Here is a 21,956-nt window from a genome sequence, read left to right as displayed (position 1 = left end):
TCAGATGTCCTTACCGTTCCGGCGCGAGACCCGGACCTTCTTGCCGTCCTCGCCGATGCGGTAGCCCACCCGGGTCGGCTTGCCGTCGGAGTCGACGACCATCACGTTCGAAACGTGGATGGGCGCCTCCTGCGTGACGATGCCGCCGGACTGCGCGCCGCGCTGGGTCTGGGAGATCCGCGTGTGCTTCTTGATCCGGTTCACGCCCTCGACCAGCACACGCTCGCGCTCGGGGTAGGCCTGAATGACCTTGCCCTTGGCACCCTTGTCCTTGCCGGCGACGACGACGACCGTGTCGCCCTTCTTCACCTTCATGCTCTACAACACCTCCGGCGCGAGCGAAATGATCTTCATGAACTTTCGGTCGCGCAGCTCGCGGCCCACCGGGCCGAAGATGCGGGTGCCGCGGGGCTCATTGTCGTTCTTGATGAGCACAGCAGCGTTCTCGTCGAAGCGGATGTAAGAACCGTCCGGACGACGGCGCTCCTTGCGCGTGCGAACGATGACCGCCTTGACGACGTCACCCTTCTTCACGCCGGCAGCCGGCATGGCGTCCTTCACGGTGGCGACGATGATGTCGCCGATGCCCGCGTAGCGCCGCCCCGAGCCGCCGAGAACGCGGATGCAAAGGATTTCCTTCGCGCCCGTGTTGTCGGCAACCCGAAGCCGCGACTCCTGCTGGATCACGTCTACTCCTGTATGTCGCGCTGGTTCTCGCGTTCTTGAATGTCACAGCGACGCGAGCCTTGCGGAACTAAGGGACTCAATGAGCCCTACTTACTTGGCCTTCTCCACGATCTGCACCAGACGCCAGCGCTTGGTCGCCGACAGCGGGCGGGTCTCCATCAAGGTGACCCGGTCGCCCACGCCCGCCTCGTTGTTCTCGTCGTGCACCTTGACCTTGCTGGTGCTGCGGAGAACCTTGGCGTAACGACGGTGCTTCTTGCGGTCCTCGAGCTCGACCACGATCGTCTTGTTCATCTTGTCCGAGACGACATAGCCCTCACGGACCTTACGGTCGTTGCGGCCGGCCGCCTCGGTGGGCTGCTCGCTCATGCGGCACCTTCACTCTCGGCGTCAGGGGAAACGGACAGGCCGAGTTCACGCTCGCGCATGACCGTGTAGATCCGCGCGATGTCCGTACGGACGGTGCGCAGACGACGGTTGTTGTCGAGCTGTCCGGTCGCCATCTGGAAGCGGAGGTTGAAGAGCTCCTCCTTGTATTCCTTCAGACGCAGAACGAGCTCTTCCGCGGTGAGCTCACGCAGCTCTGATGCCAGTGCGGCACTTGCCTTCGCCATCAGAACTCACCACCTTCACGGGTCACGATGCGGCACTTCATGGGCAGCTTGTGGATCGCGCGGCGGAGCGCCTCACGGGCGGTCTCCTCGTTCGGGAACGAGATCTCGAACATCACGCGGCCCGGCTTCACGTTGGCGATCCACCACTCGGGCGAACCCTTACCGGAACCCATGCGGGTTTCCGCCGGCTTCTTGGTCAGCGGGCGGTCCGGGTAGATGGTCGTCCACACCTTGCCGCCACGCTTGATGTGACGCGTCATGGCGATACGAGCGGACTCGATCTGCCGGTTGGTCACGTAGCTGTGCTCAAGCGCCTGGATGCCGTACTCGCCGAAGCTCACCTTCGTACCGCCCTTGGCGGCACCGTGGCGCTTCGGGGAGTGCTGCTTCCGGTGCTTGACCCTGCGCGGGATGAGCACGTGTCAGCCCTCCGTCTTTTCTGCAGTCTCAGCAGCCGGGGCCTCGGTGGCCGCGGGGGCGGTGTCGTCGCTCTTGGCGGCGGCAGCGGCCCGACCGGCTTCGGTCGAGGTCGGCGTCGTGCCCGACGCGCCGGAACGGCGCGGGCGGGACGGACGGTCACCACGGTCACGGCGCGGGGCGCGCTCGGCGGCCGCGGCGGCGTCACGCGCCTCACGGGCCTTGAGGCCACCCACGAGCTCGCCCTTGTAGATCCACACCTTCACGCCGATGCGACCGAACGTCGTCTTGGCCTCGAAGAAGCCGTAGTCGATGTCGGCACGCAGCGTGTGCAGCGGGACGCGGCCATCGCGGTAGTGCTCGGAGCGGGACATCTCGGCACCGCCGAGACGACCGCCGCACTGCACGCGGATGCCCTTGACCTGCGGCGAACGCATGGAGGTCTGGATCGCCTTGCGCATCGCGCGGCGGAACGCCACACGGTTGCTCAGCTGCTCCGCGACACCCTGAGCGACGAGCTGGGCGTCGGCCTCGGGGTTCTTGACCTCGAGGATGTTCAGCTGGACCTGCTTGGCGGTCAGCTTCTCCAGCGCGCCGCGGATCCGGTCGGCCTCCGCGCCGCGGCGGCCGATGACGATGCCCGGCCGGGCGGTGTGGATGTCGACGCGGACACGGTCACGGGTGCGCTCGATCTCGACCTTGGAGATCCCGGCGCGCTCCATGCCCGTGGACAGCAGCTTCCGGATCTTGACGTCCTCGGCCACGTACTCCGCGTACTGCTTGTCGGCGTACCAACGCGACTTCCAGTCCGTGGTGATACCCAGGCGGAAGCCGTGCGGGTTGATCTTCTGGCCCACTACCGGCCACCTGCCTTCTTCTTGCCCTGTGCCTTCTTGGCCTCGGCCTTGGGACGCGACTCCACCTCGACGGTGATGTGGCTGGTCCGCTTGCGGATCCGGTACGCGCGGCCCTGGGCCCGCGGACGGATGCGCTTGAGGGTCGGGCCCTCGTCGGCGTAGGCGTTCTTGACCCAGAGGGTGTCAGGGTCGAGATCGAGGTTGTTCTCGGCGTTGGCCACGGCGCTGGCGAGCACCTTCGCGACCGGCTCGCTTGCCGCCTGCGGGGCGAACTGGAGCACGGCCAAGGCGTCGGCGGCGCTACGTCCCTTGATCAGCTCGATCACCCGGCGCACCTTGGTAGGCGAGTCCCGGACGAAGCGAGCCCGCGCGTAAGCCGTCGGCAAAGCCTCGGCCACGTCGTTCTGGGCGTTCATCGCTAGTTCCTTGTTCTCTCGTGCCCGCTCAGCGGCGGCGCGACTTGCGGTCGTCCTTGATGTGGCCCTTGAAGGTCCGAGTCGGGGCGAATTCGCCCAACTTGTGACCCACCATCGCCTCGGTGACGAACACCGGGACGTGCTTGCGACCGTCGTGCACCGCGATCGTGTGACCCAGGAAATCCGGGATGATCGTGGAGCGTCGCGACCAGGTCTTGATGACGGTCTTCTTGCCCGACTCGTTGAGAACGTCCACCTTCTTGAGCAGGTGGTCGTCCACGAAGGGGCCCTTTTTGAGGCTACGTGGCATGTTCTTCTACCTCCCTGCTCAGCGCTTCTTGCCGGTACGCCGGCGGCGGACGATCATGGCGTCGGAGGCCTTGCGGCGGCGGGTGCGGCCTTCGGGCTTTCCGTTCGGGTTCACCGGGTGGCGACCACCGGAGGTCTTACCCTCACCACCACCGTGCGGGTGGTCGACCGGGTTCATGACGACACCACGGACGGTGGGGCGCTTGCCGCGCCAGCGGTTACGACCCGCCTTGCCCCAGTTGATGTTGGAGTGATCGGAGTTGCCGACCTCGCCGATGGTGGCGCGGTTGCGCACGTCGACGTTCCGGATCTCGCCCGACGGGAGACGAAGCTGGGCGTAAGGCCCGTCCTTCGCCACCAGCTGCACCTTGGCACCGGCGGACCGCGCCATCTTCGCGCCGCCACCGGGGCGGAGCTCGATCGCGTGGATCACGGTGCCGACCGGGATGTTGCGCAGCGGCAGGTTGTTACCCGGCTTGATGTCGGCGCGGGGGCCGTTCTCGACCGTGTCACCCTGCTTGAGCTTCTCCGGGGCGATGATGTAGCGCTTCTCGCCGTCGGCGTAGTGCAGGAGCGCGATACGAGCGGACCGGTTGGGGTCGTACTCGATGTGCGCGACCTTGGCGGGAACGCCGTCCTTGTCGTTCCGGCGGAAGTCGATCAGCCGGTACGCACGCTTGTGGCCACCGCCCTTGTGGCGGGTGGTGATCTTGCCGCTGGAGTTACGGCCGCCGGACTTGCTCAGCGGACGCAGCAGCGACTTCTCCGGGGTGGACCGAGTGATCTCGGCGAAGTCGGAGACGCTGGAGCCACGACGACCCGGGGTCGTCGGCTTGTACTTGCGGATGCCCATGTGTCAGCTCAGTCCTTTACGCGGTGGGTCCGCCGAAGATCTCGATCGGCTTGCTTTCAGCCGAAAGAGTCACGATGGCGCGCTTGGTGTCCTTGCGCTTGCCGAAGCCGGCGCGAGTCCGCTTACGCTTGCCCTGGCGGTTGAGGGTGTTGACACTGACCACCTTGACGCCGAACACCTTCTCGACCGCGATCTTGATCTGGGTCTTGTTGGCGTCCGGGCGAACCACGAACGTGTACTTGTGGTCCTCGAGCAGCCCGTAGGACTTCTCGGAGATCACCGGCGCGAGCAAGATGTCGCGGGGATCGGGGATGGCGATCGCACTCACTGCTCGTCACTCCCTTCAACCTCGCTCGACCGGGCCGAAGCCTTCGCGCTCTTGCCCCGGACGGGGCCGGCGACGAAAACGTCGTAAGCGGCCTTGGTGAACACCACGTCGTCGTTGACCAACACGTCGTAGGTGTTGAGCTGGTCGGGCGTGATGATGTGGACCTCGGCCAGGTTGCGCAGCGAGTTCCAGCTCAGCTCGTCGTCGCGGTGCAGCACCACGAGAACGCGCTTGGCCTGGGTCACCGCGGCGATGACGGCCTTGGCGGATTTGGTGGACGGCTTCTCGCCGGTCACCAGTTCGGTGACGACGTGCAGCTGTCCGGCGCGGGCCCGGTCGGAGAGGGCGCCACGCAGGGCGGCGGCCTTCATCTTCTTCGGGGTCCGCTGGGTGTAGTCACGCGGCGTGGGGCCGTGGACGACGCCACCACCGGTGAACTGCGGCGCACGGGTCGAACCCTGGCGGGCGCGGCCGGTGCCCTTCTGGCGGTACGGCTTCTTGCCACCACCGCGGACTTCACCGCGGGTCTTGGTGTCATGCGTGCCCTGGCGCGCGGCGGCCAGCTGGCCGACGACGACCTGGTGCATGAGGGGCACGTTGGCCTGCACGTCGAAGATCTCCGAGGGGAGCTCGACCGTGCCGTCGGCTTTACCGGCCGGGGTCTTCAGCTCGACGCTGCTCATCTTCAGTTACCACCCTTCGCGGCGCTGCGAACGAACAGCAGGCCGCCCTTGGGACCGGGCACGGCGCCCTTGATCAGCAGCAGGCCGTCCTCGGCACGCACGGCGTGCACGGTCAGGTTCTGCGTGGTGACCCGGTCGTTGCCCATCCGGCCCGCCATGCGCAGGCCCTTGAAGACACGGCCCGGGGTGGCGCAGCCACCGATCGAGCCGGGCTTGCGGTGCACGGCCTGGGCACCGTGGCTCGCGCCCTGGCCCTTGAAGCCGTGACGCTTCATGACACCGGCGTAGCCCTTGCCCTTGCTGGTACCGGTCACGTCGACCTCGATACCGGCCTCGAACACCTCAGCGGTGATCTCCTGGCCGACCTCGTAGGTCTCGGCGTCGGTGGTACGCAGCTCCGCAAGGAAACGACGCGGGGTCACGCTCGCCTTGTCGAAGTGGCCGGTGCGCGGCTTGTTCACCCGGCGCGGGTCGACCGCGCCGAAAGCCAGCTGCACGGCCTTGTAGCCGTCGGTTTCCTGGGTCCGAACCTGGGTGACCACGTTCGGACCGGCCTGCACGACGGTCACCGGGACGACCCGGTTGTTCTCGTCGAAGACCTGGGTCATGCCGAGCTTGGTGCCCAGGATGCCCTTCACTTGCCTGTCAGACATGAGTCTCTTACTCTCCGCCGCTCGCCAGCCGCTACTGGATGTTGACGTCGACGCTCGCCGGCAGGTCGATGCGCATGAGCGCGTCGACCGTCTTCGGCGTCGGGTCGAGGATGTCGATCAGACGCTTGTGCGTGCGCATCTCGAAGTGCTCGCGCGAGTCCTTGTACTTGTGCGGCGAGCGGATGACGCAGTAAACGTTCTTCTCGGTGGGCAGCGGCACCGGCCCGACAACACGGGCGCCGGTGCGCGTGACCGTCTCGACGATCTTGCGCGCCGAGGTGTCGATCGCCTCGTGGTCGTAGGCCTTGAGCCGGATGCGGATCTTCTGTCCCGCCATGGTGGCTGCGTTCCTTGTCGTCTCGTGCCGCTTTGTCTCTTCAAACCTCGGTCGTGCCTGAGGTTTTCCCAGCTCAACGGCCCTGTGTCCGGTCCACGCGGTCGGGCGTGTCGCACCCGACGCACAGACCGATCCCTTGGGATCTTCGTCTTGCTGGTCTTCCTCATGTGAGGAGGCAGCGATCCGGCCGTGCCGTCTCAACCGCCGTGCCCGCTGGCCTCAACCGAAGGAAGAGCTTCACGGACCATGGCCACTCATACCAGGGCGGCCGGAACCTGCTTGTCGAATGACTTACAGGATTCGGCCGCCCCAGGACGAGCAACCTGAATAGTGTCGCACACGTGATTTGACGCCTTGAACCCGGGGGTGTATCAGACCCCCGGGTGGCGTTAAATCACTTGTTGATCTTGGTGACCTGGCCGGCGCCGACGGTCCGTCCACCCTCACGGATGGCGAAACGCAGACCCTCGTCCATGGCGACCGGCTGGATCAGCACAACGCTGATGTCCGTGTTGTCGCCCGGCATGACCATCTCGGTGCCCTCCTTGAGGGTCACCACGCCGGTCACGTCCGTCGTACGGAAGTAGAACTGCGGGCGGTAGTTGTTGAAGAACGGGGTGTGACGGCCACCCTCGTCCTTCGACAGGATGTAGACCGAGCCCTCGAACTCCGTGTGCGGGGTGGTGGTGCCCGGCTTCACGACGACCTGGCCGCGCTCGACGTCCTCGCGCTTGATGCCGCGGACCAGCAGACCGACGTTGTCGCCGGCCTCACCCTGGTCGAGCAGCTTGCGGAACATCTCGACACCGGTGACGGTGGTCTTGGTCGACTTCTCCTTGATGCCGACGATCTCGACCTCTTCGTTCACGTTGACGCGGCCACGCTCGATACGGCCGGTCACGACCGTGCCACGGCCGGTGATCGTGAAGACGTCTTCGATCGGCATCAGGAACGGCTTGTCGAGCTCACGCACCGGGTCCGGCACGTTCTCGTCGACGGCCGCCATGAGCTCGAGAACACTCTCGCCCCACTTGGCGTCGCCCTCGAGGGCCTTCAGGCCGGAGACCTTGACGACCGGAGCGTCGTCACCCGGGAAGTCCTGGGAGGACAGCAGCTCGCGGACCTCGAGCTCGACGAGCTCCAGGATCTCTTCGTCGTCGACCATGTCGGCCTTGTTCAGCGCGACCACGATGTAGGGCACGCCGACCTGCTTCGCGAGCAGCACGTGCTCACGGGTCTGCGGCATCGGGCCGTCGGTCGCCGCGACCACGAGGATCGCGCCGTCCATCTGCGCCGCACCGGTGATCATGTTCTTGATGTAGTCCGCGTGACCGGGGGCGTCCACGTGGGCGTAGTGACGCTTCTCGGTCTGGTACTCGACGTGCGAGATGTTGATCGTGATGCCGCGCTGCTTCTCTTCCGGCGCGTTGTCGATCTGGTCGAACGCCGACGCCGTGTTCAGCTCGGGGTACTTGTCGTGCAGAACCTTGGTGATCGCCGCGGTCAGAGTGGTCTTACCGTGGTCGACGTGACCGATGGTCCCGATGTTGACGTGCGGCTTGGTCCGCTCGAATTTCGCCTTCGCCACTGGAATGTCCTCCTGGACTGTTTTGCTTACTCACCGGCCAACGTGGCTGTCGGACGGAGATTCGTTTCTGGACGGATGCTGCGGACGTTCAGGAGTGTTCCTTATGCCCGCGAGCGGACGGGAACTACTCCCCCGTCGCCTTCGCGATGATTTCCTTCGCGACGTTCGCGGGAACCTCGGCGTAGGAGTCGAACACCATCGAGTAGTTGGCACGTCCCTGGGTACGCGACCGCAGGTCACCGACGTAGCCGAACATCTCCGACAGCGGCACCAGAGCCTTGACGACACGGGTGCCGGCGCGCTCCTCCATGGCCTGGATCTGGCCACGGCGGGCGTTGAGGTCGCCGATCACATCGCCCATGTAATCCTCGGGCGTGGTGACCTCGACGGCCATCAGCGGCTCGAGGATGACCGGGCCGGCCTTCCTCGCGGCTTCCTTCATCGCGATGGAGCCGGCGATCTTGAAGGCCATTTCCGAAGAGTCGACCTCGTGGTACGCGCCGTCCAGCAAGGTGAACTTCAACCCGACGAGCGGGTAGCCCGCCAGCACGCCGTACTGCATGGCGTCCTGCGCGCCCGCGTCGACCGACGGGATGTACTCCCGCGGCACGCGGCCACCGGTGACCTTGTTGGAGAACTCGTAAAGGGCACCATCGGTGGACTCGAGCGGCTCGAGCTTGACGATGACCTTCGCGAACTGACCGGAACCACCGGTCTGCTTCTTGTGCACGTAGTCGAGCTTCTCGACCGTCTTGCGCACCGTCTCGCGGTAGGCGACCTGCGGCTTACCGATGTTCGCCTCGACCTTGTAGTCGGACTTCATCCGGTTGACCAGCACCTCGAGGTGCAGCTCGCCCATACCCGCGATGATCGTCTGGCCGGTGTCCTCGTCCAGGTTGACCTGGAACGTCGGGTCTTCTTCGGCCAGCTTCTGGATCGCCAGGGACAGCTTCTCCTGGTCGGCCTTCGTCTTCGGCTCGATCGCGACGCGGATGACCGGCGCCGGGAACGTCATCGACTCGAGGACGACCGGGTTCTGCGGGTCGGCGAGGGTGTCACCGGTGGTGGTGTCCTTCAGGCCGATGACCGCGTAGATGTGGCCGGCCTGGGCCTCGTCGACCGGGTTCTCCTTGTTGGAGTGCATCTGGAAGAGCTTCCCGATGCGCTCCTTGCGCTCCTTGGTGGCGTTGATCAGCTGCGCGCCGGAGGCGACCTTGCCCGAGTAGACCCGGATGTAGGTCAGCTTGCCGAAGAACGGGTGCGCGGCGATCTTGAACGCCAGAGCGGCGAACGGTTCGTCGACGGACGGCTTCCGGGAGACCGGGGTCTCGCCGTCGGGCAGCGTGCCCTCGACGGCGGGGACGTCCAGCGGCGACGGAAGGTAGTCGATGACCGCGTCGAGCATGGGCTGAACGCCCTTGTTCTTGAACGCGGAACCGGTGAGCACCGGGTACGCCTCGCGGGCGACGGTGAGCTTCCGGATACCGGCCTTCAGCTCGGCCTCGGTCAGCTCGACACCCTCGAGGAACTTCTCCATCAGGGAGTCGTCGGTCTCGGCGATGGCCTCGACCAGCTTCTCCCGGTACTCGGCCGCCTTGTCGGCGAGCTCGGCCGGGATCTCCTCGACGGCGTAGTCCTCGCCCTTCTGGACCTCGCCGCGCCAGGTCAGCGCCTTCATGCGGACCAGGTCGATGACGCCTTCGAACTCGTTCTCGGCGCCGATCGGCAGCTGGATGACCAGCGGGCGGGCGCCGAGGCGCTCCTCGATGGTGCGGACGGTGAAGTAGAAGTCCGCGCCGAGCTTGTCCATCTTGTTGACGAAGCAGATACGAGGAACCTCGTACTTGTCCGCCTGACGCCAGACCTGCTCGGACTGCGGCTCGACACCTTCCTTGCCGTCGAAGACGGCGACGGCACCGTCGAGCACGCGGAGCGAACGCTCCACCTCGACGGTGAAGTCGACGTGGCCCGGGGTGTCGATGATGTTGATCTGGTGATCGGCCCAGAAAGTGGTGGTGGCAGCCGAGGTGATGGTGATACCCCGCTTCTGCTCCTCCTCCATCCAGTCCATGGTGGCGGCGCCATCGTGGACTTCACCGATCTTGTAGTTGACCCCGGTGTAGAACAGGATCCGCTCGGTGGTGGTGGTCTTACCGGCGTCGATGTGGGCCATGATGCCGATGTTGCGGACCTGGTTCAGGTCGGTCAGCACTTCACGTGCCACGAGAGTGTTCCCCTGTCTCAAAATTGGGGCCCGGCAAGGCTTTGATCGGCAGCCGGGCGGTCATCACCAGCGGTAGTGCGCGAAGGCCTTGTTGGACTCGGCCATCTTGTGCGTGTCCTCGCGCCGCTTCACGCTGGCGCCGAGGCCGTTGCTCGCGTCGAGGAGTTCGTTCTGCAGGCGCTCGATCATGGTCTTCTCGCGGCGGGCCGCGGAGAAGGAGACCAGCCAACGCAGGGCGAGGGTGGTCGAACGACCCGGCTTGACCTCGATCGGCACCTGGTAGGTGGCACCACCGACGCGGCGGCTCTTCACCTCGATGGTGGGCTTCACGTTGTCAAGGGCGCGCTTCAGCGTGACGACCGGGTCGGTGCCGGTCTTCTCGCGAGCGCCTTCGAGAGCGCCGTAGACGATGCGCTCGGCCAGGGACCGCTTGCCGTCCTTCAGCACCTTGTTCACCAGCTGGGTGACCAGCGGGGATGCGTAGACGGGGTCAGAGATCAGCGGCCGCTTAGGGGCCGGACCCTTGCGGGGCATTAGCTCTTCTCCTTCTTCGCGCCGTACCGGCTGCGCGCCTGCTTACGGTTCTTGACACCCTGGGTGTCGAGCGAACCGCGGATGATCTTGTAACGGACACCCGGAAGGTCCTTCACACGACCACCACGCACGAGCACCATCGAGTGCTCCTGCAGGTTGTGGCCCTCACCGGGAATGTAGGCGGTGACCTCGATGCCGCTGGTCAACTTCACACGAGCGACCTTGCGAAGCGCCGAGTTCGGCTTCTTGGGGGTTGTGGTGTACACGCGAGTGCACACGCCACGCCGCTGCGGGCTCCCCTTGAGGGCCGCGGTCTTCTGCTTGGCAGCCTTGTCCTGGCGGCCCTTACGGACCAGCTGCTGGATCGTGGGCAATGGACCAGCTTTCTGTTCGCGATCTTGCTACTACGTGTCTGTCTCCGGCCCCCGCGGTCGGGCGTGTCGGCCCGCGTCACGGTCTCTCGACCGGTAACTTCCCGTAGGGATTTTCCGTCGGATCCCGTGTGGGCGAAGCCTTCGGACCGGATGCCTGAGCACCCCGTCCATGCCGCACGGCACACGGGACGGCCCGACGCCTGCCGGGCACGGTCTCCAAAGATACCCGGCCACTTCCGGACCGGCCAAATCGGGGGGTCGATAACTATATCGTGCCGGGCGTCACGCCGCGGCCACCCTGATGGAACGGCGTTTCGGGCCGTCCTATTCCTCGTCGGGCTTGGCGTGATCCGCCCGGCCGGGATGCGGATCCCGGTTGAGGTCGATCAACGGATGCACGGGTGCCCCCTCCGGCGCCGCGTGACTCCCCCGCCTGGGTTCTTCGGTGCTTTCCTGCTGCTCGGCGTCCACGACGCCCTCCCCTCGCTGTGCTGATATCGCCTTACTCGGCGAACCACGCTACCTATTCCCCCAACGGGTGAGCCGGATGGATCCGGAAAGCACACCATCGCGTCAAAGCGGCGAATGGGTCACGATGACACCGGTCACAGTGATGGCCGGTTGACGCAGCGCGAGCACGGGAGGGTCCATGTCGGCCGAGTTCGAACAGTTGGTCGCGGAATTCGAGAAGTTCCAGTCCAAGATCAAGAAGGCTGAAACGCAGTTCGCGAAGGTCGGCGAAATGCAGGCGGAACTGGCCGAGCTGGAGTCGGTGGCGGCGTCGCCGGACCGTTCGGTCACCGTCGTCGCGGGGCCGGGCGGGTCCGTGAAGGACATCCGCCTGAGCCCGGAAGCCCTTCGGCAGCAACCACAACAGCTCGCCGCGGCGATTCTGTCCACTTTGCACACCGCGGTGGCGGACGCGGCGCGGAAGCAGGCGGGGATCGTCGACGAGCAGTTCGGTTCGACGTTCCATCTGAACGTCGAAGAACAGGTTCTGGAAGCCCAAGCGGAAGCGCTGGGAACCACGGCCGACGATTTGCGGTCTCAGATGTCGGAGGAGCCACCACCGGAGACCGCCCGCCCCGCCCGCCGCCCTCGGAACGAGGACGACTTCAGCGAGGAGACGGTGCTCCGGCGGTCGGACGAAGCGACTCCCGGCCAGCCGTCGGCGGGCGGGAACTCGGCCGGTGACCAGTTCCTCAAGAACCTGTTCGACGAGGAGGACCACCGATGACCGGACCAGGTGCCGGCGGGCACGCGGTCAAGACGCAGGCCTTGACCGACTACGCGAACAATCTCGGTTACTACAAGGACGAGGCTGGCAAATTCGGCGGCCTCGTCGACCAGGCCGACGTCACGGACAAGTCGTGGGGCCTGATCGGGCTCGCCGTGAAACAGACCTACACCGGCAAGCTCGCCGATCTGCGTGAGCTGCTCGAGCTGATGAAGACCGGGGTGGACGCCTTCTCCGGGAAGTTCAACCAGGCGGCGTCGATCTACAACGGCTTCGAAAACGACGCGACGATCACCCTGGGGAAGTACGAAGCCAAGATCGACGGACCGAAGTGAGCTGGGGGACGGCATGACCGACGAGAAGGCGAGCATCGCCGGCGGCGTCAAGATCACGGGTGACGACAGCTTCGGCAAGAACGCGCTCGACGCGGCGAAGAAGGTGCCGATCGCGGGCAAGGGCGTCACCACGGTCGCCAACGCCTACGACAAGTTCAGCACCGCGCAGGGCCCCGGCGACGTCGCGGCCGCCGGCGGGCAGCTGGTGCAGGACGGCGTCGGGTTCATCGCGGGGGCGGGCGCGGACGTCGCGAGTTTCGTGCTCGACCCGGTGGGCTGGCTGGTCAGCAACGGTCTGAACATCCTGATCGAGCTGATCCAGCCGCTGCAGGACGCGCTGCACTTCGTCACGGGTGACGGTCCGGCGCTCAAGACCGCGGCGGGCAACTTCGGCAACATCGCCAAGGGTTTCGTCACGCTGGCCGACGACTTCGTCAAGACCGGCGACGAGTCGCTGAAGGACTGGGTGGGCGACGCGGGCGACGCCGCTCGCAACGCGCTCGGCGACTTCGCCGTCGGCATCAAGGGCATCGGCAGCAGCGCCGGGACGGTGGCCGAGACGCTGCAGATGTGGTCGATGGTGATGACCGTCATCGAAGAGGTCGTCAAATCGATCATCTCCGAGCTGGTCACCTGGGCGATCTACATCTGGCTGCCCGCGCTCGCCGCGTCCGTGGTCAGCTTCGGCTCCTCGGTGGCCGCCGCGATGACCGCGACGATCACCAAGGCCGCGAACGCCATGCGCAAGATCACCAAGCACCTCGGCGCCCTCGGCAAGCTGCTCGACAAGTTCATGGGCTTCATGGCCAAGTGGACCGACGACCTGATCAAACAGGGTTCGAAGCTGACGAAGGCGGGCAAGATCGGGATGACGCCCGGTCAGGAGAAGTCGATCGTCGGCGCGATCGCCAAGGGTTCCGGGACGCAGCTGGGCACGTTCGGCGATGCCGCGAAGGACGTCCTCAAGTCCGTGCCGAACCAGGCGATCAAGCAGGTGGTCGGGGTCAATCCGGCCGATCTGTCGAAGGGGTCGGCGTATCAGGGCAAGGCCGGTTTCGACTTCGTGAACAAGACGATCGACAACTCGCGCACCACCATGACGGGGCAGGAGTACGGCCGCACCGGCGGACATCACAGCGAAGAGGAGACCCGCGAGAACCTCGACGTGGACCAGTAGGGTCGCGCGATGGACGATCAGCTGGCCGGGCCGTGGCTCATCGCCGGTGGGTACGCACTGGCACTGGCGCTGCTCCTGCTCGGCGGGCGGTTCGACGGCAGGCGGCCGACAGCGGCGGCCGTCAGCTACGCGCTCTGCGGGATCCTCGTGTCCGAGACGTCGCTGTACTGGCTCTCGGCGGGGTTCGGCTGGCTGTGGTTCGCGTTCCCGGTGGTCATCGCGGCTTTGGCGGCGTGGCGGGGCTATCGGCAGAAGACGTGGATCGGCAGGCTCGACGGGGCCGGTGAGCCTTCGTTCGGTGTGCTTCCCGTGCGGGGAATCGCGGTCGCCCAGGCGTCTCCCGAGTCCGTGGTGACGGCGGTCGAGTTCGGGCACAACGGGCATCGGCTGCTGGGGGTCGAGTACGGGCTCGGTGGATCTCCGGAGCCGGCTGGGACAGGCGACCTGATGGGCGGGACGTACGCCCTGATCCAGCTTCGGACGCCCGTCGTGCCGTCGGTCGTCATCACTCCCGCCACGGGCGCGTTCGAGCCGGAACGGTTCACGCCGTTGGAGGACGCCCGCATCACGCGGAACACCGTCGGAGCGCCGAAGCCGGACGCTCTGCTGGAACGGTTCGAGACGGGCACGGAGTTCGACCGCCGGTTCACCGTGACGACGTCCGATCCGGAGTTCGCGCGCGCCCTGCTCGGCACCGGCGTCCGTGACCTGCTGGACGGCGATCCGTGGTTCCGGGTCCGGGAAGTGGCTTTCCACGGCGGCTCGCTGTGGGCCTCCGAAGCCGGGACGCTGACCGAAGAGGTGATGTTCGCCGACTCCCGCCGTCTGGCCACACTGGCGTCCACAGTGGACTGGGAAGACGCGGATTTCCGTGCTGTCGCAGCGGGTTCCGACACGAGTGACGCCGGATGGCTCGGGAAGCGGCAGGGCCCGCTCGCGGGGCTCCGCGGGCCGCTCAACCGGCGCCGGGAAGCCGGCGGGCGTCAGCCGCTGTCGACGCTGTCACTGGTGGCGCGCACGGTCGTCGCGCTCGCCTTGGTGCTGCCGGGGCTGGCGCTCGCGGTGAACTCGCTGACCGCGTTGACCGGGCTCGCTCCCGAGGCGCGGCTCACCGTGACCGCGACCCTGCGGGCGGAGGCGGGTACGGCTAGCTGCACGAGCTGCGGCAACAGCAACCTGGTGGACGGCACCTACGAACTCGACGGTGAGGCGCACGAGGTCAAGGACCTGTGGTGGATGTCGTTCGGGACGTTCCCGGAGCGTGGCGACGTCGTCGACATCGCCGTGACGCCGCTGTGGTGGCATCCGCTGATCGAAGGCAAGGACACAGGCGTCTTCCTGCTGCTGATCGGACTGACCCCCGTCCTCGTCGGCACCCTCCTCGCGAAGGCCACCTACGCCCCCCGCCCACGTCGCGTTTAGCGGGCTAAACGCGATCCGGCAGGGCCGCGGCCAGGGACTTCGCGAAGTAGTGATGGGCGTACGGCTCGTCGTTGAAGGGCTCGACCGTTTCGTAGCCGAGGCGCGTGTACAGAGCCCTCGCCTCGACGAGGTCGTCACGGGTGTCGAGGCGGATCAGCGTGGCCCCGAGGCCGCGGGCGACGTCCTCGGCGGCGGCCACGAGCAGCGCCGCGCCGCCCTTGCCCCGCTCGGACTTGCGCAGGAAGACGCGGGTGAGCTCGGTGATGTCGGGAGCGGCGACCCGCAGCCCGGCGCAACCGGCGAGCACCCCGTCGCGCCACGCGAGGAGGAACGCGCCGGTCGGCGGGGTCAGATTCCGGCTGTGGTGCTCCTCGAGCGCGGCGTCGAGCTCGTCGTCGGTGATCTGGCGCCCGTAGAAGCGGGACGCGATCTCGTCCAGGTACTCGCGCAGCAGCCGGGCGGCGTCCGGGTGATCGACGGGGGTGACTTCGAAGCTCCAGGTCATGGCTACATTCTGCCGACCCCGGCCAGTGAATTTCCCCGACCACCGGATCGCGTTTAGCCCGCTAAAAGTCGCAGCGCGGGGCCGGGAGCGTGCCGGGCGCCGGATCGCGATTAGCCCGCTAAAGTCGCCGCGCGCGGGGTGGTCAGGAGGGGGCCAGGCGGCCGGCGCAGGTGGCGACCTCGCCCGGGGTGGACTTCTCCGAGGTGACGACGGCGCCGCCCACGGCCACCCGGCATTCGACGGCGCCCTCACCCTGCCCCATCAGCTGGACGGTCGGCGGTGTGCCGGTGTTCTTCCACGTGAGCTCCTTGCGCCACGGCAGCGTCACCTGCAGCTCCTGGTGCACGAGCCCCAGCCCGTTCGAGTCGTAGACCACGGTCGCGGTCCCCGTCCCGACGAGCTCGTAGGCGATCTGCCAGTCGTTCGACACCGGTTGCGGCTGCGCCTGGCTCAGCGTCCGGGTGATCGTGCGATCCGGCTCTCGCGACGGCGCGGCGCCGGTCGGCTCCCCGACGACGGCCACCGTCTCGGCCTGCGGTTCTTCACCGCCGTTGAGCAGCACCACACAGGTCGCGAGCGCGGCCACCACGATCCCCGCGATGGCGATGCGCCCGATCAGTTGTCTGTCGGCCATCGGTTCTCCTCACCGAAAGCGGCGGCGCGGCCCGAGAGCCGCGCCGCCACGGAAATCAGGACGGCAGCAGCTTGCCGAGAACGCCGTTGAGCGACTGGATGAGACCCAGCACCGGGACGCCGAGCGGCGCGAACGTCCAGATGTTGTCGAGGTCGCTCGTGTCGGGCTCGTCGACGACCACGACATCGTTCGGCGCCGCCTGCACGGCGAGCGCCGGAGCGGCCGAGCCGAGCACGACGAGGCCGGCGAGCGCCGCGCCGGTGACCGCGCGGACGAAGGTCTTCTTCATGAGATTCTCCTTTGCTGGTAACGGTTCTTAAGAAATCGGCGTGATGATCCCGTAGATCGGGGCGAGCAGGTCGGTGGGCACGGGGGCGGTCGGTCCGAGCAAGCCGCCGAGGTCGAGGCCGGGAATCAGCCACACCGCGGGGTTGCCGCCGCCGGTCGGCAGACCCGGCAGCGGGTCGGCCGAGGCGACCCCGCCCGCGAGTCCGGACAGCGCGCCCGCGACGGCGAGCGGCAGCAGCACACGGGCCGCGATTCGCTTCATCTCTTCTTCCTTTCTTCACCGCTACTGGAATCGAGCGGAATCCTTCACCGCAGTACCGAGCTGATCGGCACGATCGTGCCGTCGGGGATCCACTGCCCCGCGTAGTTCCGGTCGGCGATCATCCCGACGGCGTGCGGTTCGCCCGGGTATATCGGCATCGCGTTGACCTGTGCGGCCGCGAAGATCTGGACGTCTCCGTTCAGCGGGGCTCCCAGCCAGTTCCGGAATCCGCCGAGCGTCGGGCTTTCACCGCCGAAGGCGTTGCCCGCGGCCACGGCGAAGCTCACGGCGACCTGCTCGCGAGGGTCGAACCTCAGCGGGAGCGAGGAACTCGCGACGGAGTTGACGATCGGCCCGTTGAGCAGCCACGGAGCGAGATACAGGCCGTACTGGTGGGTCGGCTTGAGCCGCTGGGACTCGGCGGCGCGCGTCATCGCCGTGTAACCGCCCGCCCAGCCGGACACCACCACCAGCGCGGTGTTCGGGCCCGCCTCGGTCCGCACCGGGAGCCCGGAGCGCGCGGCGGTCTCGCGGACCAGCTTCGCGGCCGCCACGCTGCGCGGTGAGGAATCCTCGACGAGGGTGAGCGCGGAAGGCTTGCGCGCGGCGAGGAACTCGACGAGTTTGACGAGCGAACCGCTGTCCTCGCCCGAAAGCGCGTCGGCGGGGCATGAGGTGAGGGCTTCGCGACGATCGGCGATCAGGCCGCCCAGCGCGGCCGAAGCGCACTCGGGCGCGTCCGCGTCCACGATGGTGGGCCCTTCGTCTTCGCCCGCGTCGACCTCGATCGTCGTCTTCTCCCCACCGCGGCTGATGACCAGGTCGCTGCGGCCCTTCGGCAGGTCGACCTCGGCCCAGGTGCCTTCGGCGCCGGGACGCACGATGGCCTTGCCGATCAAGCCGCCTTCGATTCCGGCGGACAGTTCGTCTCCCGCGCTCGCGGGGAAATGGACGAGGTTCTTGCCCGGCCGCTGCGGGCTCACCAGCACGGGGAACCGCCGGTCACCGACAGAAGCGTCAGAAAGGAGGGCGACGCCGGGGATCGGCGGTTCAGGCGGTTTGGGGATGGCCGCGAGGGCACTCCAGGCGACGAAACCGATCGCCACGGCGGCCGCGCCGAACCGGTAGGCACGCGTGGAATCCGCGTCGGAGAAGAAGAATCCGGCGACGACGGTGGCGAGCACCGGCAGTAGGGCGATCACCAGCAACGTGACGCCGAAGAGCGTTTCGTAGATCCGGCGGTCCAAGCCGACTCCCGAGGAGAACAGCTGGACCGCACCCGCGACGACGAGAAGTCCGCCCAGTGTCAGGGAAAGCGGTCCGAGCCGGAAGTTCGTCTGGCGCCACCGCTCGGCGGGCACCCACCCGGAAAGAACGGTGACTCCGAACCACAAGGCAGCCGCGGCGACGTAAACGGTGTCGATGGCGAACTCGACGCCTGTCCGCCCCAGCGAGGTTTCGAGCACCACCAGCGCGGCGAGCGCGAGGGAGGCCCAGCGGCCGACGGACGGCCACCGGATGACGACCGGAATGGCGAGCGCGAGCACGAGGTGCACGATCAGTGCGATGACGTTGACGTCGGTCGCGAAGGCGGAAACCGCCGCGAGGACGGCGGAGACCCCGCCGAGCACGGCGATGGTGAAGTGCAGGCGCTTCGGCAGTTCGCCCACGAGCGGGCGCAGGATTCCGGTACCGGCGAGGAAAGCGGTCGCCAGCAGGAGGCCGAGCCGGAGCAGGACCAGGGCGATGTCGACTCCGGCGGAACCCGAACTCGCCGGTATGACGTGGTGATCCATGGGAACCTTCCGAAGCAGGTCGGCGGGGTCGTGGGTGGCGGGGTCCGCCCACCACCCACGACCTTCCGCGCCGAGCAGGGTTATTTGAGATCCGCGTCAGCCACGACGAACAGTTCGGAGTGCGGCTTGGCGTTGCCGAAAGACCCGTGCGGCCAGGTCTTCCGGTTGAAGTTGATCCCGACCTGTCCGGTGAACTCGTCCCGGAAGTTCTGGTCGACGGCGAGCTTCCCGTCCTGGGCGAGGTTCAGCAGGTTGACCTTGTGGTCACCGTCCAAACCGGACCGTGCGACGAAATAGTTCGACACCGCGAGGTGCTGCGGCTTGTCGGTTTCGCGGTAGAAGCCGTCATCACCGAGCACGAAGTTGTCGTACGCGCCCCAGTGCGGTCCGCCACCCGAGGTGCCCGGGTTGATCGGCGCCGCGCCGACGACGGTCGGCAGGTCGCCGCCACCGCCCTGCTGGGACTTCTCCTTCGTGTCGATCCGGCCGTTGATGTTCTCGACCTTGTCGCCCGCGGCGAGCAGCTTCTGGATGTCGAGGACGTACACGCCACCGGTGGTGCCGGGGTCGTCCGGGCCGAGCGCGCCCTTGGACCGTCCGGTGATCGCGCGGTAGAGGTACTTGTCGTCGGGGCTGGTCTGGATCCAGCCACCGTTCGACCCGCCACCGTTGGAATCGTTGTTCGGATGGATCGCCTTGTTCGCGGCGCCGTCGTCGAACACCTGGATCCAGTGCGGCTCCTTGGCGGTGATGTCCGGCGTGTAGAACACCGCGCCGCCCTGCATGGTCTGGGCGAACGCGCCCTTGTGACCGGGCAGGTTGGTCACCGTGGTCTCCATGACCGCGCGGCTCTCGGCGTGCAGCGGGTCCGCGGGATCGGCCCTCGGACCGTCCGGCAGATACGAGACCGCCTTGAGCTTCGGCTTGTTGCGGTCGGAGATGTCCCAAGTGCGGACGGTCGGCCGCCGCAGATACGGCGACGGCTGCTTCACCGGGTCGAGAATGATGTTGCGCGGCTCGGCGTAGTCACTGGTGACCAGGGTGTTGAGGTCCTCGCGCGCCTGGATGCCGTGCGGGTTGGCGCAAGTCGGCTTGTCCAGCTGCGGGAGGTTGTCGCACAGCTTCTTGTTGTCGCCCTGCGGTGTGGCCGCCGGGGACTCGGAGAGCACCTGTGCGTTCTGGTCGAAGCGGACCACCTCGCCGGGGCTGCCGGCGAAACCGTTGCCCACCACGGTGGAACCGTTGGCGTAGGTGTGCGGGCCGGGTACCACCGGGCCGCCCATGTACGTGCCGTACGCGGTGCCGTCCTTGAGCACCCAATACGCGTCCGGTACGGAACCGCCGAGGGTCTGGGTCGGGAGGCTGACGCCCTTGAGCTTCAGTTGCGGCAACGCGGAGACGTCGAAGGCGTACGTCGCGGCGGCGAACAGCGCGCCGGCGTAGATCGTGTCGCCCTTGTGCCACACGTATTGCATGTGGTGCGGCTCGTTCTCGACGAGCGGCCCGACGGTGGCGGTGTTGACGACCTTGCCGTAGGTCGGCGAGCCCTGCGTCGCGTCGATCACGGCGAGGAAGTCCGGACCGGGCAAGGCGTTCTTGATCTTGTTCAGACCACCGCCGAGCGAACCCGGCAGGTTCTTGATGTCCTTGACCAAGGTGTCGGCGATGTTCTCGTCACCGGCCCAGACCAGCAGCCACTTCTTGCGCTGGCCGTCGGCGCTCCGGGACGCCGCGACGTCCTTGGACACCAGGTGGTTCTGGACCCAGTACTCCTTGCCGTCGGCCGCCTTCTTCGCGTCCTTGACGACCTGGACGTCGGCGTAGGCACTCGTCGTGGAGCCGGTATAGGTCACCATTCCCACGGCGAGCACCGCCGCCATGGCGCCTATCACCACTTTTCGCCACTCTTTTCGCCGCTTGGGCGTGCTGGATAGCATTCTTTCTCCCTGTTTTCGCTACCGAAGCGCCAGACAAATTGGCACACCTCTCCCCTCTTTCGCGCAGGCGTCACCGGCACGGATCAGGGGAAAGCAATCAACCGCCGGTTCGACCTGGGAACCGTTGCGGCACAGCGGAAAGCGTCAGCGCACGAAGAACGGGCACATCCGTTTCGGATGCACGAATTCAAGGACGACGCAATGAGCCGGAATGTGTCAGAAATCCGTACACAGCGCGCTTGCTTGCTGCCGCAAGTCAACGTGCCGGCGCCACACCAAGGCGACTGGGGATTGCATGGGCGAAATACTCGTGCGAAGCCGCCCGAGTGTCAATCTCGTGATCAAAGAATGGGACATGCCACGGTCGAGTGAATTTCCCACGATGCGGATGCGCCACTAGGCCGAACGGGTGGCGGTTTTCCGAGCAATGGGAATTGGGCCACCTGGCGGCACTACTGCAGGTCACAACGGACCAGTAACCTGCATCCGGCAAGTCCGCGGGCGTTATGTTTTCGTTATGCAATCTGGGGAACTCTGGTAGATCCGCAGGTCCACGGAGTCTTCGGAGAAGGTAAGACAGGTCCATGCCGAAGACGTTCAGAAGGGCATTGGCCGCTGCCGCCCTCGCCGTACTCACCGCGATTCCCACGCCCGCCCAAGCTTCTGAGGCTTCGTCAGAGTTCGTGGCGCTCTCCGATGTGGCGCCGACGATCCTGCACGAGATCCGGTACCGCGGTCAGCACAACTTCGTCGGCCGGAAGATCGACGGGTACGTCCAACCGCTGTGCATCCTGACCCGGCAAGCCGCCGAGGGGTTGCGCACGGCGCAACGGCGGCTGCTGCGGCAGGGCTACACGCTGAAGGTGTACGACTGCTACCGGCCGCAGCGCGCCGTCGACCACTTCGTCCGGTGGGCCAAGGACCTCTCCGACGAGAAGATGAAGGCGGAGTTCTATCCGAACGTGGCGAAGGACCGCCTGTTCGCCGACGGGTACATCGCGGAGAAGTCCGGGCACAGCCGCGGGAGCACGGTGGACCTGACGATCGTGAAGCTGCCGCCTCGGCCTCAGCGCCCCTATCGGCCCGGCGAGGCGCTGACTCCGTGCTTCGCGCCGGACCGATTCCCGGACAACATGGTCGACATGGGGACCGGCTACGACTGCTTCGACACGCTCTCGCACACCGAGGACCCGCGGATCACCGGCGAGGCCCGGGCGAACCGGCAACTGCTCAAGGGCACGCTCGCGGCGGCCGGGTTCCGGAACCTCGCCGAGGAGTGGTGGCACTACACGTTCAACGGGGAGCCGTTCCCGGACACCTACTTCGACTTCCCCGTCTCCCGGCACTCCCTGACCTGCGGCCCCCTCGCCCCGGATCGCGTTTAGCCCGCTAAACGCACGTCCCCTCCCCCACCGGCACGACTCGCCTTTAGCGGGCTAAACGCGATCCGGCGGGCGGGCGGGCCAAGGGCGGGCAGAGCGCCTTTAGC

29 protein-coding genes are annotated in these 21,956 nt (G+C 66.8%); 5 read left to right on the top strand and 24 right to left on the bottom strand.

The genetic code is table 11. The annotated features are described in order from the left end of the window. From rplX to HDA45_RS24425, 18 genes are all read right to left on the bottom strand, one after another. Complete coding sequence (rplX, locus tag HDA45_RS24510; protein ID WP_076163007.1) at positions 1–315, bottom strand: 50S ribosomal protein L24; 315 nt, start codon at positions 313–315, stop codon at positions 1–3. Positions 316–318: 3 nt separating this feature from the next. Next, a complete protein-coding gene (rplN, locus tag HDA45_RS24505) occupies positions 319–687 on the bottom strand; it encodes a 50S ribosomal protein L14 (RefSeq protein WP_005166785.1) in 369 nt (122 codons plus the stop codon). Between the two features lie 90 nt (positions 688–777). Then, entirely contained in the window at positions 778–1,056 is a 279-nt protein-coding gene (gene rpsQ / locus HDA45_RS24500) for a 30S ribosomal protein S17 (protein ID WP_005166784.1), read from the bottom strand. Then, a complete protein-coding gene (rpmC, locus tag HDA45_RS24495) occupies positions 1,053–1,301 on the bottom strand; it encodes a 50S ribosomal protein L29 (RefSeq protein WP_184899051.1) in 249 nt (82 codons plus the stop codon). The genes rpsQ and rpmC overlap by 4 nt, the downstream gene beginning before the upstream one ends. Next, positions 1,301–1,720 carry a 50S ribosomal protein L16 gene (gene rplP, locus HDA45_RS24490; RefSeq protein WP_004558864.1) on the bottom strand — a complete coding sequence of 140 codons (420 nt, stop codon included), beginning with the start codon at positions 1,718–1,720 and terminating at the stop codon, positions 1,301–1,303. Before rplP ends, rpmC begins: the two co-directional genes overlap by 1 nt. A gap of 3 nt (positions 1,721–1,723) precedes the next feature. Further along, positions 1,724–2,575, bottom strand: a complete 852-nt coding sequence (gene rpsC, locus HDA45_RS24485) for a 30S ribosomal protein S3 (RefSeq protein WP_061979957.1) — start codon at positions 2,573–2,575, stop codon at positions 1,724–1,726. Next, a complete protein-coding gene (rplV, locus tag HDA45_RS24480) occupies positions 2,575–2,991 on the bottom strand; it encodes a 50S ribosomal protein L22 (protein ID WP_005166780.1) in 417 nt (138 codons plus the stop codon). Before rplV ends, rpsC begins: the two co-directional genes overlap by 1 nt. 28 nt (positions 2,992–3,019) lie before the next feature. After that, positions 3,020–3,301, bottom strand: a complete 282-nt coding sequence (gene rpsS / locus HDA45_RS24475) for a 30S ribosomal protein S19 (RefSeq protein WP_026468892.1) — start codon at positions 3,299–3,301, stop codon at positions 3,020–3,022. 18 nt (positions 3,302–3,319) lie between these two features. Further along, a complete protein-coding gene (gene rplB, locus HDA45_RS24470) occupies positions 3,320–4,153 on the bottom strand; it encodes a 50S ribosomal protein L2 (RefSeq protein ID WP_076163002.1) in 834 nt (277 codons plus the stop codon). A gap of 16 nt (positions 4,154–4,169) precedes the next feature. Continuing rightward, complete coding sequence (gene rplW, locus HDA45_RS24465) at positions 4,170–4,481, bottom strand: 50S ribosomal protein L23 (protein ID WP_101612167.1); 312 nt, start codon at positions 4,479–4,481, stop codon at positions 4,170–4,172. Continuing rightward, positions 4,478–5,164, bottom strand: a complete 687-nt coding sequence (rplD, locus tag HDA45_RS24460; RefSeq protein WP_184899049.1) for a 50S ribosomal protein L4 — start codon at positions 5,162–5,164, stop codon at positions 4,478–4,480. Before rplD ends, rplW begins: the two co-directional genes overlap by 4 nt. A gap of 2 nt (positions 5,165–5,166) precedes the next feature. Continuing rightward, entirely contained in the window at positions 5,167–5,817 is a 651-nt protein-coding gene (gene rplC / locus HDA45_RS24455; RefSeq protein ID WP_061979959.1) for a 50S ribosomal protein L3, read from the bottom strand. Between the two features lie 31 nt (positions 5,818–5,848). Further along, positions 5,849–6,154, bottom strand: a complete 306-nt coding sequence (gene rpsJ / locus HDA45_RS24450; protein WP_003102098.1) for a 30S ribosomal protein S10 — start codon at positions 6,152–6,154, stop codon at positions 5,849–5,851. Positions 6,155–6,548: 394 nt separating this feature from the next. Further along, positions 6,549–7,742, bottom strand: a complete 1,194-nt coding sequence (gene tuf / locus HDA45_RS24445; RefSeq protein WP_076162999.1) for an elongation factor Tu — start codon at positions 7,740–7,742, stop codon at positions 6,549–6,551. Positions 7,743–7,866: 124 nt separating this feature from the next. Beyond that, entirely contained in the window at positions 7,867–9,966 is a 2,100-nt protein-coding gene (gene fusA / locus HDA45_RS24440; RefSeq protein ID WP_184899047.1) for an elongation factor G, read from the bottom strand. Positions 9,967–10,029: 63 nt separating this feature from the next. Beyond that, a complete protein-coding gene (gene rpsG / locus HDA45_RS24435) occupies positions 10,030–10,500 on the bottom strand; it encodes a 30S ribosomal protein S7 (protein ID WP_005166770.1) in 471 nt (156 codons plus the stop codon). Next, positions 10,500–10,874 carry a 30S ribosomal protein S12 gene (gene rpsL, locus HDA45_RS24430; RefSeq protein WP_003102113.1) on the bottom strand — a complete coding sequence of 125 codons (375 nt, stop codon included), beginning with the start codon at positions 10,872–10,874 and terminating at the stop codon, positions 10,500–10,502. Before rpsL ends, rpsG begins: the two co-directional genes overlap by 1 nt. A 324-nt stretch (positions 10,875–11,198) precedes the next feature. Next, a complete protein-coding gene (locus HDA45_RS24425) occupies positions 11,199–11,345 on the bottom strand; it encodes a hypothetical protein (RefSeq protein WP_020633314.1) in 147 nt (48 codons plus the stop codon). Between the two features lie 178 nt (positions 11,346–11,523). Here HDA45_RS24425 and HDA45_RS24420 point away from each other — a divergent pair, with 178 nt between their 5' ends. Genes HDA45_RS24420 through HDA45_RS24405 form a run of 4 tightly spaced genes read left to right on the top strand, consistent with a single transcriptional unit; the run spans position 11,524 to position 15,045 of the window. Further along, positions 11,524–12,111 (top strand): YbaB/EbfC family nucleoid-associated protein, encoded by a 588-nt coding sequence (locus tag HDA45_RS24420; protein WP_184899045.1) that lies wholly within the window; start codon positions 11,524–11,526, stop codon positions 12,109–12,111. Then, positions 12,108–12,446, top strand: coding sequence for a hypothetical protein (locus tag HDA45_RS24415; protein ID WP_184899043.1), 339 nt, complete (start codon positions 12,108–12,110; stop codon positions 12,444–12,446). The genes HDA45_RS24420 and HDA45_RS24415 overlap by 4 nt, the downstream gene beginning before the upstream one ends. 13 nt (positions 12,447–12,459) lie before the next feature. Further along, positions 12,460–13,623 carry a hypothetical protein gene (locus tag HDA45_RS24410; protein WP_184899041.1) on the top strand — a complete coding sequence of 388 codons (1,164 nt, stop codon included), beginning with the start codon at positions 12,460–12,462 and terminating at the stop codon, positions 13,621–13,623. Positions 13,624–13,632: 9 nt separating this feature from the next. Then, entirely contained in the window at positions 13,633–15,045 is a 1,413-nt protein-coding gene (locus tag HDA45_RS24405) for a hypothetical protein (RefSeq protein ID WP_184899039.1), read from the top strand. A gap of 4 nt (positions 15,046–15,049) precedes the next feature. Here the strand turns inward: HDA45_RS24405 and HDA45_RS24400 are convergent, their stop codons facing one another. From HDA45_RS24400 to HDA45_RS24375, 6 genes are all read right to left on the bottom strand, one after another. Further along, positions 15,050–15,550, bottom strand: coding sequence for a GNAT family N-acetyltransferase (locus HDA45_RS24400; RefSeq protein WP_184899037.1), 501 nt, complete (start codon positions 15,548–15,550; stop codon positions 15,050–15,052). A gap of 142 nt (positions 15,551–15,692) precedes the next feature. Next, on the bottom strand, positions 15,693–16,184 hold the full coding sequence (locus HDA45_RS24395) for a hypothetical protein (RefSeq protein WP_184899035.1): 492 nt from the start codon (positions 16,182–16,184) through the stop codon (positions 15,693–15,695). 55 nt (positions 16,185–16,239) lie between these two features. Further along, a complete protein-coding gene (locus HDA45_RS24390; protein ID WP_184899033.1) occupies positions 16,240–16,473 on the bottom strand; it encodes a hypothetical protein in 234 nt (77 codons plus the stop codon). A 27-nt stretch (positions 16,474–16,500) separates the two neighbouring features. After that, positions 16,501–16,734, bottom strand: a complete 234-nt coding sequence (locus tag HDA45_RS24385) for a hypothetical protein (protein WP_184899031.1) — start codon at positions 16,732–16,734, stop codon at positions 16,501–16,503. Between the two features lie 44 nt (positions 16,735–16,778). Beyond that, positions 16,779–18,530 (bottom strand): hypothetical protein, encoded by a 1,752-nt coding sequence (locus tag HDA45_RS24380; RefSeq protein ID WP_184899030.1) that lies wholly within the window; start codon positions 18,528–18,530, stop codon positions 16,779–16,781. A gap of 80 nt (positions 18,531–18,610) precedes the next feature. Then, the gene (locus tag HDA45_RS24375; protein ID WP_184905974.1) at positions 18,611–20,410 is read right to left on the bottom strand and encodes a hypothetical protein; all 1,800 of its coding nucleotides are present in this window, start codon (positions 20,408–20,410) and stop codon (positions 18,611–18,613) included. Between the two features lie 641 nt (positions 20,411–21,051). On the opposite strand from HDA45_RS24375, the gene HDA45_RS24370 reads away from it, so the two are divergent. Beyond that, positions 21,052–21,852, top strand: coding sequence for a M15 family metallopeptidase (locus tag HDA45_RS24370; protein ID WP_184899028.1), 801 nt, complete (start codon positions 21,052–21,054; stop codon positions 21,850–21,852). Positions 21,853–21,956 lie beyond the last annotated feature (104 nt).

Source organism: Amycolatopsis umgeniensis, assembly GCF_014205155.1.
GTDB classification, from domain to species: domain Bacteria; phylum Actinomycetota; class Actinomycetes; order Mycobacteriales; family Pseudonocardiaceae; genus Amycolatopsis; species Amycolatopsis umgeniensis.
Note: the sequence above shows the minus strand (reverse complement) of the source record. Positions and strands in the feature narration are given on the sequence as shown.

What these genes read in the sequence shown, in the direction of transcription:
- rplX (WP_076163007.1), bottom strand. Translation starts at nt 315, where the DNA reads ATGAAGGTGAAGAAGGGCGACACGGTCGTCGTCGTCGCCGGCAAGGAC.
- rpsQ (WP_005166784.1), bottom strand. Translation starts at nt 1,056, where the DNA reads ATGAGCGAGCAGCCCACCGAGGCGGCCGGCCGCAACGACCGTAAGGTC.
- rpmC (WP_184899051.1), bottom strand. Translation starts at nt 1,301, where the DNA reads ATGGCGAAGGCAAGTGCCGCACTGGCATCAGAGCTGCGTGAGCTCACC.
- rplV (WP_005166780.1), bottom strand. Translation starts at nt 2,991, where the DNA reads ATGAACGCCCAGAACGACGTGGCCGAGGCTTTGCCGACGGCTTACGCG.
- rpsS (WP_026468892.1), bottom strand. Translation starts at nt 3,301, where the DNA reads ATGCCACGTAGCCTCAAAAAGGGCCCCTTCGTGGACGACCACCTGCTC.
- rplB (WP_076163002.1), bottom strand. Translation starts at nt 4,153, where the DNA reads ATGGGCATCCGCAAGTACAAGCCGACGACCCCGGGTCGTCGTGGCTCC.
- rplD (WP_184899049.1), bottom strand. Translation starts at nt 5,164, where the DNA reads ATGAGCAGCGTCGAGCTGAAGACCCCGGCCGGTAAAGCCGACGGCACG.
- rplC (WP_061979959.1), bottom strand. Translation starts at nt 5,817, where the DNA reads ATGTCTGACAGGCAAGTGAAGGGCATCCTGGGCACCAAGCTCGGCATG.
- rpsJ (WP_003102098.1), bottom strand. Translation starts at nt 6,154, where the DNA reads ATGGCGGGACAGAAGATCCGCATCCGGCTCAAGGCCTACGACCACGAG.
- rpsG (WP_005166770.1), bottom strand. Translation starts at nt 10,500, where the DNA reads ATGCCCCGCAAGGGTCCGGCCCCTAAGCGGCCGCTGATCTCTGACCCC.
- HDA45_RS24420 (WP_184899045.1), top strand. Translation starts at nt 11,524, where the DNA reads ATGTCGGCCGAGTTCGAACAGTTGGTCGCGGAATTCGAGAAGTTCCAG.
- HDA45_RS24415 (WP_184899043.1), top strand. Translation starts at nt 12,108, where the DNA reads ATGACCGGACCAGGTGCCGGCGGGCACGCGGTCAAGACGCAGGCCTTG.
- HDA45_RS24410 (WP_184899041.1), top strand. Translation starts at nt 12,460, where the DNA reads ATGACCGACGAGAAGGCGAGCATCGCCGGCGGCGTCAAGATCACGGGT.
- HDA45_RS24405 (WP_184899039.1), top strand. Translation starts at nt 13,633, where the DNA reads ATGGACGATCAGCTGGCCGGGCCGTGGCTCATCGCCGGTGGGTACGCA.
- HDA45_RS24400 (WP_184899037.1), bottom strand. Translation starts at nt 15,550, where the DNA reads ATGACCTGGAGCTTCGAAGTCACCCCCGTCGATCACCCGGACGCCGCC.
- HDA45_RS24395 (WP_184899035.1), bottom strand. Translation starts at nt 16,184, where the DNA reads ATGGCCGACAGACAACTGATCGGGCGCATCGCCATCGCGGGGATCGTG.
- HDA45_RS24390 (WP_184899033.1), bottom strand. Translation starts at nt 16,473, where the DNA reads ATGAAGAAGACCTTCGTCCGCGCGGTCACCGGCGCGGCGCTCGCCGGC.
- HDA45_RS24385 (WP_184899031.1), bottom strand. Translation starts at nt 16,734, where the DNA reads ATGAAGCGAATCGCGGCCCGTGTGCTGCTGCCGCTCGCCGTCGCGGGC.
- HDA45_RS24380 (WP_184899030.1), bottom strand. Translation starts at nt 18,530, where the DNA reads ATGGATCACCACGTCATACCGGCGAGTTCGGGTTCCGCCGGAGTCGAC.
- HDA45_RS24375 (WP_184905974.1), bottom strand. Translation starts at nt 20,410, where the DNA reads ATGGCGGCGGTGCTCGCCGTGGGAATGGTGACCTATACCGGCTCCACG.
- HDA45_RS24370 (WP_184899028.1), top strand. Translation starts at nt 21,052, where the DNA reads ATGCCGAAGACGTTCAGAAGGGCATTGGCCGCTGCCGCCCTCGCCGTA.